The sequence below is a fragment of the Streptomyces lusitanus genome, assembly GCF_042647945.1.
Classification (GTDB): domain Bacteria; phylum Actinomycetota; class Actinomycetes; order Streptomycetales; family Streptomycetaceae; genus Streptomyces; species Streptomyces pseudogriseolus.
Map to the genome: position 1 here is coordinate 1 of NZ_JBHRWL010000034.1, position 809 is coordinate 809.

Annotated in this window: 1 rRNA gene; it reads left to right on the forward strand. The window is 57.2% G+C overall.

Features of this window, described 5'->3' with window-relative positions:
- A 23S ribosomal RNA gene (locus ACFOSY_RS34100) occupies positions 1-809 on the forward strand; the annotation flags it as partial.

The following is an 809-nucleotide window of genomic DNA, read 5'->3' on the forward strand; positions in this document are numbered from 1 at the left end:
TCGTGGAGGACCGAACCCACCAGGGTTGAAAACCTGGGGGATGACCTGTGGTTAGGGGTGAAAGGCCAATCAAACTCCGTGATAGCTGGTTCTCCCCGAAATGCATTTAGGTGCAGCGTCGTGTGTTTCTTGCCGGAGGTAGAGCACTGGATAGGCGATGGGCCCTACCGGGTTACTGACCTTAGCCAAACTCCGAATGCCGGTAAGTGAGAGCGCGGCAGTGAGACTGTGGGGGATAAGCTCCATGGTCGAGAGGGAAACAGCCCAGAGCATCGACTAAGGCCCCTAAGCGTACGCTAAGTGGGAAAGGATGTGGAGTCGCACAGACAACCAGGAGGTTGGCTTAGAAGCAGCCACCCTTGAAAGAGTGCGTAATAGCTCACTGGTCTAGTGATTCCGCGCCGACAATGTAGCGGGGCTCAAGCGTACCGCCGAAGTCGTGTCATTGCGATATGTACCCCCAACGGGGATCGTGATGGGTAGGGGAGCGTCGTCTGCCGGGTGAAGCAGCCGCGTAAGCGAGTTGTGGACGGTTGACGAGTGAGAATGCAGGCATGAGTAGCGATTCACACGTGAGAAACGTGTGCGCCGATTGACTAAGGGTTCCTGGGTCAAGCTGATCTGCCCAGGGTAAGTCGGGACCTAAGGCGAGGCCGACAGGCGTAGTCGATGGATAACCGGTTGATATTCCGGTACCCGCTGTGAAGCGTCAAACATCGAATCCAGTGATGCTAAGCCCGTGAAGCCGCCGGCTGAGTCTTCGGACGAGGTCGGAGTGGTGGAGCCGGTGACCCGAGCTGGTAGTAGGT